The 16,294-nt window shown below is 53.5% G+C and carries 11 protein-coding genes; 3 read left to right on the plus strand and 8 right to left on the minus strand.

Annotated features, from left to right (window positions below; genetic code table 11):
- Positions 1 to 377 precede the first annotated feature (377 nt).
- Complete coding sequence (gene rpoB, locus BZK42_RS25970) at positions 378 to 4,406, plus strand: DNA-directed RNA polymerase subunit beta (protein ID WP_003033111.1); 4,029 nt, start codon at positions 378 to 380, stop codon at positions 4,404 to 4,406.
- A gap of 76 nt (positions 4,407 to 4,482) precedes the next feature.
- Positions 4,483 to 8,706 (plus strand): DNA-directed RNA polymerase subunit beta', encoded by a 4,224-nt coding sequence (gene rpoC / locus BZK42_RS25975; RefSeq protein ID WP_016155301.1) that lies wholly within the window; start codon positions 4,483 to 4,485, stop codon positions 8,704 to 8,706.
- 131 nt (positions 8,707 to 8,837) lie between these two features.
- On the opposite strand, the gene BZK42_RS25980 is transcribed toward rpoC, so the two are convergent.
- Both BZK42_RS25980 and BZK42_RS25985 read right to left on the minus strand, forming a co-directional pair.
- Positions 8,838 to 9,155, minus strand: coding sequence for a PTS lactose/cellobiose transporter subunit IIA (locus BZK42_RS25980; RefSeq protein WP_080860947.1), 318 nt, complete (start codon positions 9,153 to 9,155; stop codon positions 8,838 to 8,840).
- A 4-nt stretch (positions 9,156 to 9,159) separates the two neighbouring features.
- A complete protein-coding gene (locus BZK42_RS25985; protein ID WP_016155303.1) occupies positions 9,160 to 9,465 on the minus strand; it encodes a PTS sugar transporter subunit IIB in 306 nt (101 codons plus the stop codon).
- Positions 9,466 to 10,555: 1,090 nt separating this feature from the next.
- Between BZK42_RS25985 and cspE the strand changes: the two genes are divergently transcribed.
- Entirely contained in the window at positions 10,556 to 10,768 is a 213-nt protein-coding gene (gene cspE, locus BZK42_RS25990; protein ID WP_016155304.1) for a transcription antiterminator/RNA stability regulator CspE, read from the plus strand.
- Between the two features lie 120 nt (positions 10,769 to 10,888).
- Here the strand turns inward: cspE and thiH are convergent, their stop codons facing one another.
- Genes thiH through thiC form a run of 6 tightly spaced genes read right to left on the minus strand, consistent with a single transcriptional unit; the run spans position 10,889 to position 16,256 of the window.
- Positions 10,889 to 12,022, minus strand: a complete 1,134-nt coding sequence (thiH, locus tag BZK42_RS25995) for a 2-iminoacetate synthase ThiH (protein WP_049270237.1) — start codon at positions 12,020 to 12,022, stop codon at positions 10,889 to 10,891.
- Positions 12,019 to 12,789 carry a thiazole synthase gene (thiG, locus tag BZK42_RS26000; protein WP_080860949.1) on the minus strand — a complete coding sequence of 257 codons (771 nt, stop codon included), beginning with the start codon at positions 12,787 to 12,789 and terminating at the stop codon, positions 12,019 to 12,021. Before thiG ends, thiH begins: the two co-directional genes overlap by 4 nt.
- A gap of 1 nt (position 12,790) precedes the next feature.
- A complete protein-coding gene (gene thiS / locus BZK42_RS26005) occupies positions 12,791 to 12,991 on the minus strand; it encodes a sulfur carrier protein ThiS (RefSeq protein WP_080860951.1) in 201 nt (66 codons plus the stop codon).
- On the minus strand, positions 12,972 to 13,730 hold the full coding sequence (locus BZK42_RS26010; protein WP_016155308.1) for a HesA/MoeB/ThiF family protein: 759 nt from the start codon (positions 13,728 to 13,730) through the stop codon (positions 12,972 to 12,974). The genes thiS and BZK42_RS26010 overlap by 20 nt, the downstream gene beginning before the upstream one ends.
- Positions 13,723 to 14,358, minus strand: a complete 636-nt coding sequence (thiE, locus tag BZK42_RS26015) for a thiamine phosphate synthase (protein ID WP_016157945.1) — start codon at positions 14,356 to 14,358, stop codon at positions 13,723 to 13,725. The genes BZK42_RS26010 and thiE overlap by 8 nt, the downstream gene beginning before the upstream one ends.
- Positions 14,358 to 16,256 carry a phosphomethylpyrimidine synthase ThiC gene (gene thiC, locus BZK42_RS26020; protein ID WP_016155310.1) on the minus strand — a complete coding sequence of 633 codons (1,899 nt, stop codon included), beginning with the start codon at positions 16,254 to 16,256 and terminating at the stop codon, positions 14,358 to 14,360. Before thiC ends, thiE begins: the two co-directional genes overlap by 1 nt.
- Positions 16,257 to 16,294 lie beyond the last annotated feature (38 nt).

Genomic DNA, 16,294 nt, shown 5'->3' on the forward strand with positions numbered 1-16,294 from the left:
TTTACGGGCCGTAAGTAACGAAGTCTGATGCAAATGTCAGATCGTATGCGCCTGTTAGGGCGCGGCTGGTAACAGAGCCTTATAGGCGCATCCGAAAAACCTCCGGCTATGCCGGAGGATATTTATTGCGCTGTAAGGCGCCAGTAGCATTTCACACTGTTTGACTACTGCTGTGCCTTTCAATGCTTGTTTCTATCGACGTCTTAATATACTGCGACAGAACGTCAGTTCTGTGTAAATCGCAATGAAATGGTTTAAGCGTGATAGCAACAGGCATTGCGGAAAGTATTCGATTTTCCGGTCAACAAAATAGTGTTGCACAAACTGTCCCTTCGTCGGACAGATGGGTCGACTTGTCAGCGAGCTGAGGAACCCTAATGGTTTACTCCTATACCGAGAAAAAACGTATTCGTAAGGATTTTGGTAAACGTCCGCAAGTGTTGGACATACCTTATCTCCTTTCTATCCAGCTTGACTCGTTTCAGAAGTTCATCGAGCAAGATCCTGAAGGGCAGTATGGTCTGGAAGCAGCTTTCCGTTCCGTTTTCCCGATTCAGAGCTACAGCGGTAATTCCGAGCTGCAATACGTCAGCTACCGCCTTGGCGAACCGGTGTTTGACGTTCAGGAATGTCAGATCCGTGGCGTGACCTATTCCGCACCGTTGCGCGTAAAACTGCGCCTGGTGATCTACGAGCGCGAAGCGCCGGAAGGCACCGTAAAAGACATTAAAGAACAAGAAGTCTACATGGGCGAAATTCCGCTCATGACAGACAACGGTACCTTTGTTATCAACGGTACTGAGCGTGTTATCGTTTCTCAGCTGCACCGTAGTCCTGGCGTCTTCTTTGACTCCGACAAAGGTAAAACCCACTCTTCGGGTAAAGTGCTGTATAACGCGCGTATCATCCCTTACCGTGGTTCCTGGCTGGACTTCGAATTCGATCCGAAGGACAACCTGTTCGTACGTATTGACCGTCGCCGTAAACTGCCTGCGACCATTATTCTGCGTGCACTGAACTACACCACTGAGCAGATCCTTGACCTATTCTTTGAGAAAGTTGTTTTCGAAATTCGTGACAACAAGCTGCAGATGGAACTGGTGCCGGAACGCCTGCGTGGTGAAACCGCCTCCTTTGACATCGAAGCTAACGGCAAAGTCTACGTCGAAAAAGGCCGTCGCATCACTGCGCGCCACATTCGCCAGCTGGAAAAAGACGATATCAAACATATCGAAGTTCCGGTTGAATACATTGCTGGTAAAGTTGCGGCTAAAGACTACGTTGACGAATCTACTGGCGAGCTGATCTGCGCAGCTAACATGGAGCTGAGTCTGGATCTGCTGGCTAAGCTGAGCCAGTCTGGCCACAAGCGTATCGAAACGCTGTTCACCAACGATCTGGACCACGGTCCGTACATTTCTGAAACTGTACGTGTCGACCCAACCAACGATCGTCTGAGCGCGCTGGTAGAAATCTACCGCATGATGCGCCCTGGTGAGCCGCCGACGCGTGAAGCTGCTGAAAGCCTGTTCGAGAACCTGTTCTTCTCCGAAGACCGCTATGACCTGTCTGCGGTTGGTCGTATGAAGTTCAACCGTTCTCTGCTGCGCGACGAAATCGAAGGTTCCGGTATCCTGAGCAAAGATGACATCATCGAAGTGATGAAGAAGCTCATCGATATCCGTAACGGTAAAGGCGAAGTCGATGATATCGACCACCTCGGTAACCGTCGTATCCGTTCCGTAGGCGAAATGGCGGAAAACCAGTTCCGCGTTGGCCTGGTACGTGTTGAGCGTGCGGTGAAAGAGCGTCTGTCTCTGGGCGATCTGGATACCCTGATGCCTCAGGATATGATCAACGCTAAGCCGATTTCTGCAGCAGTGAAAGAGTTCTTTGGTTCCAGCCAGCTGTCTCAGTTTATGGACCAGAACAACCCGCTGTCTGAGATTACGCACAAACGTCGTATCTCTGCACTCGGCCCAGGCGGTTTGACCCGTGAACGCGCAGGCTTCGAAGTTCGAGACGTACACCCGACTCACTACGGTCGCGTATGTCCAATCGAAACGCCTGAAGGTCCGAACATCGGTCTGATCAACTCCTTGTCTGTGTACGCACAGACTAACGAATACGGCTTCCTCGAGACTCCGTACCGTAAAGTGACCGACGGTGTTGTAACTGACGAAATTCATTACCTGTCAGCTATCGAAGAAGGCAACTACGTTATCGCTCAGGCGAACTCCAACCTGGATGACGAAGGCCACTTTGTAGAAGATCTGGTTACCTGCCGTAGCAAAGGCGAATCCAGCTTGTTCAGCCGTGACCAGGTTGACTACATGGACGTATCCACCCAGCAGGTGGTATCCGTCGGTGCGTCCCTGATCCCGTTCCTGGAACACGATGACGCCAACCGTGCATTGATGGGTGCGAACATGCAACGTCAGGCGGTTCCGACTCTGCGTGCTGATAAGCCGCTGGTTGGTACCGGTATGGAACGTGCTGTTGCCGTCGACTCCGGTGTTACCGCAGTTGCTAAACGTGGCGGTACCGTCCAGTACGTGGATGCTTCCCGTATCGTTATCAAAGTTAACGAAGACGAGATGTACCCGGGCGAAGCAGGTATCGACATTTATAACCTGACCAAATACACCCGTTCTAACCAGAACACCTGTATCAACCAGATGCCTTGCGTATCTCTGGGCGAGCCGGTTGAACGTGGTGATGTGCTGGCAGACGGTCCGTCCACCGACCTCGGTGAACTGGCGCTCGGTCAGAACATGCGCGTGGCATTCATGCCATGGAATGGTTACAACTTCGAAGACTCCATCCTCGTATCTGAGCGTGTTGTCCAGGAAGACCGTTTCACCACCATCCACATTCAGGAACTGGCATGTGTGTCCCGTGACACCAAGCTGGGGCCGGAAGAGATCACCGCTGACATCCCGAACGTGGGTGAAGCTGCGCTCTCCAAACTGGATGAATCCGGTATCGTTTATATCGGCGCGGAAGTAACCGGTGGCGACATTCTGGTTGGTAAGGTAACGCCGAAAGGTGAAACCCAGCTGACGCCAGAAGAGAAGCTGCTGCGTGCGATCTTCGGTGAGAAAGCGTCTGACGTTAAAGACTCTTCTCTGCGCGTGCCAAACGGTGTTTCCGGTACGATTATCGACGTTCAGGTCTTTACTCGCGATGGCGTAGAAAAAGACAAACGTGCGCTGGAAATCGAAGAGATGCAGCTGAAGCAGGCGAAAAAAGACCTGTCTGAAGAACTGCAAATCCTCGAAGCTGGCCTGTTCAGCCGTATCTACGCTGTGCTGGTTTCCGGTGGTGTTGAAGCTGAGAAGCTCGACAAACTGCCGCGCGATCGCTGGTTAGAACTCGGCCTGACCGACGAAGAGAAACAAAATCAGCTGGAACAACTGGCTGAGCAGTACGACGAACTGAAACACGAGTTCGAGAAAAAACTCGAAGCGAAACGCCGTAAAATCACTCAGGGCGACGATCTGGCACCGGGCGTGCTGAAGATTGTTAAGGTTTATCTGGCGGTTAAACGTCGGATCCAGCCTGGTGATAAGATGGCAGGTCGTCACGGTAACAAGGGTGTAATCTCTAAGATCAACCCGATCGAAGATATGCCACACGATGCTAACGGTACGCCGGTAGATATCGTGCTGAACCCGCTGGGCGTACCATCGCGTATGAACATCGGTCAGATCCTTGAAACCCACCTGGGTATGGCTGCGAAAGGTATCGGCGATAAGATCAACGCCATGCTGAAACAGCAGCAGGAAGTCGCGAAACTGCGCGAATTCATCCAGCGTGCTTACGATCTGGGTTCAGATGTTCGTCAGAAAGTTGACCTGAATACCTTCAGCGATGAAGAAGTTCTGCGTCTGGCTGAAAACCTGAAAAAAGGTATGCCGATCGCAACGCCGGTGTTCGACGGTGCGAAAGAGTCTGAAATCAAGGAACTGTTACAGCTGGGTGGCCTGCCGACTTCCGGTCAGATCACACTGTTCGACGGTCGTACCGGTGAGCAGTTCGAGCGCCAGGTTACCGTTGGCTACATGTACATGCTGAAACTGAACCACCTGGTTGATGACAAGATGCATGCGCGTTCTACCGGTTCTTACAGCCTGGTTACTCAGCAGCCGCTGGGTGGTAAGGCTCAGTTCGGTGGTCAGCGCTTCGGGGAGATGGAAGTGTGGGCGCTTGAAGCATACGGCGCGGCATACACCCTGCAGGAAATGCTCACCGTTAAGTCTGATGACGTGAACGGTCGTACTAAGATGTATAAAAACATCGTGGACGGCAACCATCAGATGGAACCAGGCATGCCGGAATCCTTCAACGTACTGTTGAAAGAGATTCGTTCGCTGGGTATCAACATCGAGCTGGAAGACGAGTAACTCTCGATCAAACAGGTCACTGGTGCTGGCGTAACAGCCAGCGCCAGATTGTGCTAACTCCGACGGGAGCAAATCCGTGAAAGATTTATTAAAGTTTCTGAAAGCGCAGACTAAAACCGAAGAGTTTGATGCGATCAAAATTGCTCTGGCCTCGCCAGACATGATCCGTTCATGGTCTTTCGGTGAAGTTAAGAAGCCGGAAACCATCAACTACCGTACGTTCAAACCTGAACGTGACGGCCTTTTCTGCGCCCGTATCTTTGGGCCGGTAAAAGACTATGAGTGCCTGTGCGGTAAGTACAAGCGCCTGAAACACCGCGGTGTGATCTGTGAGAAGTGCGGCGTTGAAGTGACCCAGACTAAAGTACGCCGTGAGCGTATGGGCCACATCGAGCTGGCCTCTCCGACCGCTCACATCTGGTTCCTGAAATCTCTGCCGTCCCGTATCGGTCTGCTGCTCGATATGCCGCTGCGCGATATCGAACGCGTACTGTACTTCGAATCTTATGTGGTTATCGAAGGCGGTATGACTAACCTGGAACGTCAACAGATCCTGACTGAAGAGCAGTATCTGGACGCGCTGGAAGAGTTCGGTGACGAATTCGACGCGAAGATGGGTGCGGAAGCAATCCAGGCCCTGCTGAAGAGCATGGATCTGGAGCAAGAGTGCGAAACTCTGCGCGAAGAGCTGAACGAAACCAACTCCGAAACCAAGCGTAAGAAGCTGACCAAACGTATCAAACTGCTGGAAGCATTCGTACAGTCTGGCAACAAGCCAGAGTGGATGATCCTGACCGTTCTGCCGGTTCTGCCGCCAGATCTGCGTCCGCTGGTTCCGCTGGATGGTGGTCGTTTCGCAACATCAGATCTGAACGATCTGTACCGTCGCGTGATCAACCGTAACAACCGTCTGAAACGTCTGCTGGATCTGGCTGCGCCGGACATCATCGTACGTAACGAAAAACGTATGCTGCAGGAAGCGGTTGACGCCCTGCTGGATAACGGTCGTCGTGGTCGTGCGATCACCGGTTCTAACAAACGTCCTCTGAAATCTTTGGCCGATATGATCAAAGGTAAACAGGGTCGTTTCCGTCAGAACCTGCTCGGTAAGCGTGTTGACTACTCCGGTCGTTCTGTAATCACCGTAGGTCCATACCTGCGTCTGCATCAGTGCGGTCTGCCGAAGAAAATGGCACTGGAACTGTTCAAACCGTTCATTTACGGCAAGCTGGAATTGCGTGGCCTGGCCACCACCATCAAAGCCGCTAAGAAAATGGTTGAACGTGAAGAAGCTGTCGTTTGGGATATCTTGGACGAAGTTATCCGCGAACACCCGGTACTGCTGAACCGTGCACCAACCCTGCACCGTCTGGGTATCCAGGCATTTGAACCGGTACTGATCGAAGGTAAAGCTATCCAGCTGCACCCACTGGTTTGTGCGGCATATAACGCCGACTTCGATGGTGACCAGATGGCTGTTCACGTACCGCTGACGCTGGAAGCCCAGCTCGAAGCGCGTGCGCTGATGATGTCTACCAACAACATCCTGTCTCCGGCGAACGGCGAACCTATCATCGTTCCGTCTCAGGACGTTGTATTGGGTCTGTACTACATGACCCGTGACTGTGTTAACGCCAAAGGCGAAGGCATGGTGCTGACTGGCCCGAAAGAAGCTGAGCGTATCTATCGCGCAGGTCTGGCCTCTCTGCATGCGCGTGTTAAAGTGCGTATCACTGAATACGAAAAAGATGAAAACGGCGAATTCGTTGCGCACACCAGCCTGAAAGACACGACCGTTGGTCGCGCCATTCTGTGGATGATCGTACCGAAAGGTCTGCCTTTCTCCATCGTCAACCAGGCGCTGGGCAAGAAAGCAATCTCCAAAATGCTGAACACCTGTTACCGCATTCTGGGCCTGAAGCCGACCGTTATCTTCGCTGACCAGACAATGTACACCGGCTTTGCTTATGCAGCGCGTTCAGGTGCATCTGTTGGTATTGATGACATGGTCATCCCAGAGAAGAAACACGAGATCATCTCTGAAGCGGAAGCTGAAGTTGCTGAGATCCAGGAGCAGTTCCAGTCTGGTCTGGTAACCGCGGGCGAACGCTATAACAAAGTTATCGATATCTGGGCTGCGGCGAACGATCGTGTATCCAAAGCGATGATGGATAACCTGCAAACCGAAACCGTGATTAACCGTGACGGCGTAGAAGAGCAGCAGGTTTCCTTCAACAGCATCTACATGATGGCCGACTCCGGTGCGCGTGGTTCTGCAGCACAGATTCGTCAGCTGGCTGGTATGCGTGGTCTGATGGCTAAGCCAGATGGCTCCATCATCGAAACGCCAATCACCGCGAACTTCCGTGAAGGTCTGAACGTACTCCAGTACTTCATCTCTACTCACGGTGCTCGTAAAGGTCTGGCGGATACCGCACTGAAAACAGCGAACTCCGGTTATCTGACCCGTCGTCTGGTTGACGTTGCGCAGGACTTGGTTGTTACTGAAGACGATTGCGGCACGCTGGAAGGTATCACCATGACCCCGGTTATCGAGGGTGGTGATGTTAAAGAACCGCTGCGCGATCGCGTTCTGGGTCGTGTGACTGCTGAAGACGTTCTGAAGCCGGGCACGGCGGATATTCTGGTTCCACGCAACACGCTGCTGCACGAACAGTGGTGTGACCTGCTGGAAGAGAACTCCGTTGACTCCGTCAAGGTCCGTTCCGTTGTATCCTGTGACACCGACTTTGGTGTATGTGCGCACTGTTACGGTCGTGACCTGGCGCGTGGCCACATCATCAATAAAGGTGAAGCAATCGGCGTTATCGCGGCACAGTCCATCGGTGAACCGGGTACACAGCTGACGATGCGTACGTTCCACATCGGTGGTGCGGCATCTCGTGCGGCTGCTGAATCCAGCATCCAGGTGAAAAACAAAGGTAGCATCCGTCTGAGCAATGCGAAGTCGGTTGTTAACTCCAGCGGTAAACTGGTTATCACCTCACGTAACACCGAACTGAAACTGATCGACGAATTCGGCCGTACCAAAGAAAGCTATAAAGTGCCTTACGGCTCCGTTATGGCGAAAGGTGATGGCGAACAGGTTGCTGGCGGCGAAACCGTAGCGAACTGGGATCCGCACACCATGCCGGTTATCACCGAAGTGAGTGGTTTCGTCCGCTTCACTGACATGATCGACGGCCAGACCATTACTCGTCAGACCGACGAGCTGACCGGTCTGTCTTCTCTGGTGGTTCTGGATTCTGCAGAACGTACTGCGGGTGGTAAAGACCTGCGTCCGGCACTGAAAATTGTTGATGCTCAGGGCAACGACGTTCTGATCCCAGGCACCGATATGCCTGCTCAGTACTTCCTGCCGGGTAAAGCGATTGTTCAGCTGGAAGATGGCGTACAGATCAGTTCTGGTGACACCCTGGCGCGTGTACCGCAGGAATCCGGCGGTACCAAGGATATCACCGGTGGTCTGCCGCGCGTTGCGGACCTGTTCGAAGCACGTCGTCCGAAAGAGCCGGCAATCCTGGCTGAAATCAGCGGCATCATTTCCTTCGGTAAAGAAACCAAAGGTAAACGTCGTCTGGTTATCACCCCGGTAGACGGTAGCGAGCCGTACGAAGAGATGATTCCGAAATGGCGTCAGCTCAACGTGTTCGAAGGTGAACGTGTAGAACGTGGTGACGTTGTTTCCGACGGTCCGGAAGCGCCGCACGACATCCTGCGTCTGCGTGGTGTGCATGCTGTAACTCGTTATATCGTTAACGAAGTTCAGGACGTATACCGTCTGCAGGGCGTTAAGATTAACGATAAGCACATCGAAGTTATCGTTCGTCAGATGCTGCGTAAAGCCACCATCGAAAGCGCTGGTAGCTCCGACTTCCTGGAAGGCGAGCAGGTTGAATACTCCCGCGTCAAGATTGCTAACCGCGATCTGGAAGCGAACGGCAAAGTGGGTGCAACATTCTCCCGCGATCTGCTGGGTATCACCAAAGCGTCTCTGGCAACCGAGTCCTTCATCTCTGCAGCATCGTTCCAGGAAACCACGCGTGTCCTGACCGAAGCCGCTGTTGCAGGTAAACGTGATGAACTGCGCGGTCTGAAAGAGAACGTTATCGTGGGTCGTCTGATCCCGGCGGGTACCGGTTATGCGTACCACCAGGATCGTATGCGCCGCCGCGCAGCGGGCGAACTGCCAGCTGCTCCGCAGGTGACTGCTGAAGATGCGTCTGCCAGCCTGGCAGAACTGCTGAACGCAGGCCTTGGCGGTTCTGACAACGATTAATCGTTGCTGACACTAATAAAAAACCCGCTTCGGCGGGTTTTTTTATGTCGATGGATTTAAGATGTATTATGTTGGCTGGATAAGGCATCAGCTGCCATCCGGCATGATGACGCCAGGCTTACGCCTTCCGATCAGTTTACTGGTGGTAAGCGTCGATACAGTTCAATCATATCGCCTGCCAGATCCTGAATCACCATGGCATTCATCAGGTGGTCCTGCGAATGGACGGTGATGAGATTAACCGGTAGTTTGCCGGTACCTTCGTCAATTCCGATCAGTTGGGTTTGGATTTTATGCGCTTGTTTAACATACTCGCGTGATTCTATCATCGCGTGTTCTGCCCCGGCGAAATCACCTTTACGCGCCAGTTGCAACGCCGTCAGGGCTTGACTGCGCGCAGCTCCGGCGTTTACCAATAATTTCATGATGATCGTTTCTAACTCTTCCATGCCATCACTCCAGTAGTTTCAGCGCTTTGTCCAGTACCGCATCGCCTTTCATCATGCCGTAATCCATCATATCGATAACGGCGACTTTTTTTCCTAGCGGGTCGGCGAGCGCCTGCAGCTTGGCCTGTTCATACTTAACCTGTGGGCCGAGCAATACGATATCCGCGGTGGCGATATTCTCTTCAAACTCAGCCACCGGGACCGCTTTGATAGTGACGTCGACACCTTTTTTCTGGGCGGCATCTTTCATCTTTTGCACCAGCATGCTGGTGGACATTCCGGCGGCACAGCATAAAACGATGTTTTTCATAAGCAGTCTCGATCAACATGTGTGGGTTGATAATTATCGCGAGCCAGCCGCAGCAACAACTGCTTTGCAACGATTGTGTGCAAAGCATCACAAAGAAAGTCACTTTTTCTGAAACCGGTTACAAAAAGAGGCTCAACCCTACGATCTGGCCCTGATTTGGCGATTGTTGACCCATTTATCATATGCAGGAATATATAATCACTGTTAATAAAGACATGTTATAAAAAACAGTATTGACAGCGTTTTTTAAACCCGTATGTTAATACTTAACAGCGGAGAAATTGTAGTTTGCTGTTAACGTAGTAAGTGTTAGTAGAGCTTGATTGGGGGTTGCGATAAAGGCCACGAAGTATTTTTGTATGGGATAGTCGATGCTGAAAACGCTATTTATTCACCTCGACAATGCTTTCAGGCCACGTAGTTGATATATCTAATCGCAAATAGTTAGTAAAACGCGACGATGTAACGCCATGATTTAATAGTAAATGTTTGCGGTTTCTGTTTTCTGGTTATCGCAAGGGAAATAAGGCAACGCATCAAAGAGTATATGTCGCGAGGGGAAGTGTACTTGTTTAGATCACCAGCCTTGAGTTCTATTATCAAGCGGGTGGAATGTGTTTAACGGTAAATAGAGGACGGTTTTAGTTAGTATCAATATCCAATATTATCTGTAGTAAACGTGTACATTTTAAAGTAGTACCATCAGCAGTATTAAATCGTTAAGTTTATTAATGTTAAATTTGAAGTGTGTAGTAACTTAAAGCCCTGACTGCAATGGTCAGGGCTTTTGTTCATTTTAGATCAAGTTGTTACCTGAAATGCTCAACCGCGATGGTGTAACATTTCGGCGCTGAGCGATTATTAAATAAATTAATTCTTGCTTATTGATTAGAAGTAAGTCTACTATAGCGACATCGGTTTGATACACAGACCTTATGAAAGCAGTTTTAGTAAAGCAGTTCTCAGTTCAAGCGTTATCCTCAGATACTCTTCTTCATGAGCCTCCTCCCTAAGTGCCCCATAAGTTAATTTCTGCAAAACAGGCCATCTTCGCTGCTTAAGCGGCTCAAAAATATGAAAGGAAGTATCTATGTCTAACAAAATGACTGGTTTAGTAAAATGGTTTAACTCTGAGAAAGGCTTCGGCTTTATCACTCCTCAGGACGGTAGCAAGGACGTGTTTGTGCATTTCTCTGCTATCCAGAGTAACGATTTTAAAACATTAGACGAAGGTCAAAAAGTGGAGTTCTCTGTGGAGAATGGCGCTAAAGGCCCGTCTGCTGTTAACGTTGTCGCGCTGTAATCGCCGATAATTTCACTAATGCTTACGATAGCGATGAAGGCCAGAGCCTGAGCAGTTAAGTGACAGTGAAGAAAAAACCCGCGAAAGCGGGTTTTTTCGTTTTATGCGATTGCTCCGGACTTACGGTATCTGCGAAGCGCGTCCCAGATAGCTGTCCCAGTCCTTCCACACGGGCTGTAACCCCTGCGCCATTAGTGCTTCAGCAACGGCTTCTGGGCGACGGGCGTCGTGTGGGGAGAACTGTTCCAGTTCAGGATGGTTATCGGCATAACCGCCGGGCTGTGTTTTTGAGAAGGCGCTGACGTTGTTGATCGCCAGCGGGATCACATGATCACGGAACCATGGCGATTCGCGGGTGGAGAGCGACAGCTCAATTTCTGGCGCCAGTAAACGAAACGCGCAAATGGTTTGGACCAACTGTCGCTCGTCCATGATCGATGCGGGTTCAACGCCACCGGTGCATGGGCGCAGGCGAGGGAAGGAGATGGAGTAGCGGCTCTGCCAGTAATGCTGCTGCATCCACAGCAGATGTTCAGCTACCATATAGCAATCGACCCGCCAGCTGTCGGACAAACCAATCAACGCGCCAAGACCGATTTTGTCGATCCCTGCGCGGCCCAGCCTGTCCGGCGTTTCCAGTCGCCAGAAGAAATCCTGCTTTTTCCCCTTCAGATGGTGGCGAGCGTAAATCGCCTCATGATAGCTCTCCTGATACACCATCACGCCATCCAGTCCCAGCGTCTTCAGCTCCGCATATTCAGCCTCTGACAGCGGCTGAACTTCCATCTGCAACGAGGCAAACTGGCGGCGAATGGTGGGCAAATGGCGACGAAAGTAATCCATTCCGACTTTTGCCTGATGTTCACCGGTGACCAACAACAGATGCTCAAAACCCAGCTCACGGATAGCGGTACACTCTCGTTTTATCTCATCTTCGTCCAGCGTTTTGCGTTTGATACGGTTGCTCATGGAAAAGCCGCAGTAGGTGCAGTCGTTGGCGCAAAGATTCGAGAGATACAGCGGAACATAAAAGCTGACCGTGTTGCCGAAGCGCTGCCGGGTCAGGCGCTGCGCTCGCTGTGCCAACGGCTCCAGAAAGTCGGCGGCGGCAGGGGAGAGCAACGCCATCAGATCGTCGCGACTAAGCTGTGAAGCGTTGAGGGCGTGCTCCACGTCAGCGGCGGTTTTACCGTTGATACGCAGGCGGATGTCATCCCAGTCAAGCTGGCGCCAGCGGTCGCTGAACGTTTTCATACGAAGGCCTCCAGGAATCCGGTTAACGGGCTGGTGGCGCTTGCCTGCGAACTTTTGCTTCCTGGTACCGCCTGGCGCGCCAGAAGGCCCGCTTCAACCGCCAGACGGAAGGCGGTAGCCATCGTGACCGGGCAGGCGGCCACGGCGATTGCCGTGTTGACCAGCACTGCGTCGGCACCCATTTCCAGCGCCTGTGTGGCGTGGCTGGGGACGCCGATACCCGCATCAACCACCACCGGTACGGTTGCCTGTTGGATAATAATCTCCAGCATCGCTTTCGTTTCCAGTCCCTGATTAGAACCGATGGGCGCGCCGAGCGGCATTACCGCCGCGCAGCCGACCTCTTCCAGCCGCTTACACAGCACCGGATCCGCGCCGCAGTAGGGCAGCACCACAAAGCCCAGTTTCACCAATGCTTCCGCGGCTTTTAACGTTTCAATCGGATCCGGCAATAGCCAACGGGCGTCCGGGTGGATTTCTAATTTTAGCCAGTTTGTGCCCAGCGCTTCACGTGCCAGCTGGGCGGCGAAAATAGCCTCTTCCGCGGTTTTCGCCCCAGAGGTGTTAGGCAGTAGCGTCACCCCCGCGTCGATAAGTGGGGCTAGAATGGCATCGTTGTGCTGGCGCAAATCCACGCGCTTCATTGCCAGCGTCACCAGTTGGCTGCCGGAGGCGCGAATCGCCTCGACCATCAGCTGCGACGAAGCAAATTTTCCGGTGCCGGTGAACAGATGTGAATCAAACGTTTTGTCGGCAATACGTAACATATCAACCCCCTGCAATAACCTGAAAAAGCAGGATCTGGTCGCCTTCCTGCACGATTTGCTGCCCCCACTGCTCGCGCGGCAGGATCTGCTGATTGAGCGCCAGCGCCGCTCCCGGTTTAAGTTGATTTAGCGCAGTGAGCAGCCCGCTGACGGTTTGTCCCTCGGCGCACTGCATCGGCTCATCATTGAACTGAATCTGCATGTTGTCCTCCGCAGACCGGGCAGCCGCTGGCACGACGCAGCGCGAGGCTGCGCCACTGGCTGGTTTTACCGTCGAACAGGCGTAGCTCTCCATTGGGAGTTTCAATGCCGCTGAGTAATTTAATCGCCTCCAGCGCCTGCAAGGTGCCCATCACGCCCACAACCGGGCCGACGATGCCGGCGGTGCGGCAGTTGCGTTCCGGCTCTACATCATCCGGCCACAGGCAACGGTAACAGCCTTGTTCCCACGGTGGCGTCAGTACCATTAGCTGGCCGCCAAAGCCCACAGCGCTGGCGGTGATGAGCGGAGTGTTGAGCATCACGCAGGCGGCGTTAATTTCCTGGCGCGTCGCCATGTTGTCGGTACAGTCGAGCACCACGTCGGCACGCGCTACCGCATGCCGGAGCGCCTCACCGGTCAGCCGCTGCTCAAGGACGACCAGCTCGCTGTCCGGATTAAGGCGTGCCAGATGTCGCTTTGCCGCCTGTGCTTTCGGGCGGGCGATATCATCGGTGGTGAACAATATTTGCCGCTGCAGGTTGCTCAGATGAACGTCATCATCGTCCGCCAACGTCAGCGTGCCGACGCCCGCTCCCGCCAGATACAGTGCCGCAGGCGAGCCGAGCCCACCTAAGCCGACGATCAGCACATGGCTATCGAGCAGCTTTTGTTGGCCCTCAATGGCAATGTCGCCGAGCAGGATCTGGCGGCTGTAGCGCATAAAATCGCGGTCATTCATCGCCGGCTCCCGCAATGTCCAGTAGCTGCGCCGTGGCTGCCTGCCAGTCTGCGGCGTGGGTTATGGCGCTGACCACGGCAATGCTGCCAACACCGGTCGCCAGCACCGCCGGGGCGCGCTCAAGGCTGATGCCGCCGATAGCGACAGTGGGGTAATCCGCCAGTCGTTTACTATGGCTTGCCAGCTGCGTGAGACCCTGCGGGGCCGACGGCATCTGCTTGGTTTGCGTCGGGAAGACATGGCCCAGCGCGATATAAGAAGGCTTAGCAGCCAGCGCTACGTCTATCTCCATATCATCGTGAGTGGAAACACCCAGGCGTAGCCCCGCCGCCTGAATCGCCTTCAGGTCGGTGGTTTCGAGGTCTTCCTGGCCCAGATGCACGCCGTACGCGTTGTGCTTAATTGCCAGGCTCCAGTAGTCGTTGATAAACAGGCGAGCATCATAGCGACGCCCCAGCTCAATGGCGGCAATGACGTCGGCTTCGACCTCTTCATCACGTTTATCTTTAATGCGCAGTTGGATCGTGCGCACACCTGCCTGCAGCAAGCGTTCAATCCATTCAACGCTGTCTACCACCGGGTAAAGCCCGAGGCGGAACGGCACGGTCGGGAAATCAGGCTGGTACATCACGCCTCCTCTTTTTTGAGGTAGATTTCGCCGCCTTTGGCGCGGAAGTTCTCCGACATATCCGCCATTCCGATTTCAATGGTTTGTGCGGCGGCGTAGTCGCGGACCTCCTGGCTGATTTTCATCGAGCAGAACTTCGGCCCGCACATGGAGCAGAAGTGGGCAACCTTGCCGGACTCCTGTGGCAGGGTTTCATCGTGATAGGCGCGGGCGGTGAATGGGTCGAGTGCGAGGTTAAACTGGTCTTCCCAGCGGAATTCAAAGCGTGCTTTCGACATGGCGTTATCGCGGATCTGCGCACCCGGATGGCCTTTGGCTAAATCAGCGGCATGGGCGGCAATCTTGTAGGTAATCAGCCCTTGCTTCACGTCTTCTTTGTTCGGCAGGCCAAGGTGCTCTTTTGGCGTGACGTAGCACAGCATCGCACAGCCAAACCAGCCGATCATCGCCGCACCAATGCCGGAGGTGAAGTGGTCATAGCCCGGCGCGATATCTGTCGTCAACGGCCCTAAGGTGTAGAACGGCGCTTCATGGCAGTGCTCCAGCTCTTCGGTCATATTGCGCTGGATCATATGCATCGGCACATGACCCGGGCCTTCAATCATCACCTGCACGTCGTATTCCCAGGCGATTTTGGTCAGTTCGCCCAGCGTATGCAGCTCGGAGAACTGCGCCTCGTCGTTGGCATCCTGAATCGAGCCTGGACGCAGGCCGTCGCCGAGAGAGAGCGAAACGTCATAGGCGGCACAGATTTCGCAAATCTCGCGGAAATGTTCAAACAGGAAGTTCTCTTTGTGATGAGAGAGACACCATTTCGCCATGATCGAACCGCCGCGCGAGACAATACCTGTCAGGCGTTTAGCGGTCATCGGCACGTAGCGCAGCAGTACGCCCGCGTGAATGGTGAAGTAGTCGACGCCCTGTTCGGCTTGTTCGAGCAGCGTGTCGCGGAAGGCTTCCCAGGTGAGATCTTCAGCGATCCCGTTAACCTTCTCCAGCGCCTGGTAGATCGGTACGGTACCGATCGGCACCGGGCTGTTACGCAGGATCCACTCGCGGGTTTCGTGAATATAGCGGCCGGTGGAGAGGTCCATCACCGTATCTGCGCCCCAGCGGGTCGACCACACCAGCTTCTCCACCTCTTCTTCAATGGAGGAGGTCACCGCCGAGTTACCGATGTTGGCGTTCACCTTCACCAGGAAGTTGCGGCCGATGATCATCGGCTCGGATTCCGGGTGGTTGATGTTGGCAGGAATAATCGCGCGGCCCGCAGCGACTTCATCACGCACGAATTCCGGGGTGATGTTTTCCGGCAGGCGAGCGCCAAAGTTCATCCCTGGATGCTGATGGCGCAGCACTTCACTACGAATGCGCTCGCGGCCCATGTTTTCACGGATGGCGATAAATTCCATCTCCGGGGTAACCATCCCCTGACGGGCATAGTGCAACTGGGTAACGCGCTTGCCGGCTTTGGCGCGTTTTGGCGTCAGCAGGCCGCTGAAACGCAGCTCGTCCAGGCCATCGTCGGCCAGACGTTCTTTGGTATAAGCGGAGCTACGGTCGTCTAATTCTTCGCTATCATTACGCGCCGCAATCCACGGCTGGCGCAGTTTCGCCAGACCCTGCTGAACGTTAATCGCCACATCAGGATCGCCGTACGGCCCGGAGGTGTCGTACACCGGCACGGCTTCGTTCTCTTCAAACTGCGGGTTGTCTTTCGTACCGCCAATCAGCGTAGGACTTAGCTGGATTTCGCGCATCGGGATGCGAATATCCGCCTGCGAACCGGTGATGTAGATACGTTTTGAGTTAGGAAAGGCGGTACCTTCCAGCGTGTCGATAAAGTGTTGGGCTTGGGCGCGCTGTTCGCGGCGTGATGGTTTAGTAGTGGCAGACATAGCTCATTCCAAATAAAAGTAAGGATATGGCTTGTCAG

This window comes from Citrobacter braakii (assembly GCF_002075345.1).
Classification (GTDB): Bacteria; Pseudomonadota; Gammaproteobacteria; order Enterobacterales; family Enterobacteriaceae; genus Citrobacter; species Citrobacter braakii.